This is a genomic window from Confluentibacter sediminis, from assembly GCF_003258355.1.
Lineage (GTDB): Bacteria > Bacteroidota > Bacteroidia > Flavobacteriales > Flavobacteriaceae > Confluentibacter > Confluentibacter sediminis.
Genome location: NZ_QKPO01000060.1, coordinates 1 through 320, shown reverse-complemented (window position 1 = coordinate 320; position 320 = coordinate 1). Strand labels below are relative to the sequence as shown.

At 51.2% G+C, this 320-nt stretch carries 1 rRNA gene; it reads right to left on the bottom strand.

Annotated features, from left to right (window positions below):
• Positions 1-222, bottom strand: a 16S ribosomal RNA gene (locus DKT72_RS18950); the annotation flags it as partial.
• Between the last annotated feature and the right edge of the window lie 98 nt (positions 223-320).

Below are 320 nucleotides of genomic sequence, written 5' to 3'. Positions count from 1 at the left end.
ATACCGCGAAAGCTTTCCCAGAAGACCATGCGATCAACTGGAGCATCCGGCATTACCACCCGTTTCCAGGAGCTATTCCGGTGTATGGGGCAGGTCGGTCACGCATTACTCACCCGTTCGCCACTCTCACCACCAAGCAAAGCCTGATGGATCCCGTTCGACTTGCATGTGTTAAGCACGCCGCCAGCGTTCATCCTGAGCCAGAATCGAACCCTCCACAAAAAAACTTCATGAAAAGCATCCGAATAGATGACTCTCAAAACAAAAATTGACGAGCACGTCCTTAAGGAAGGACGCCCTCAAAAAACCTCACCCCTCAT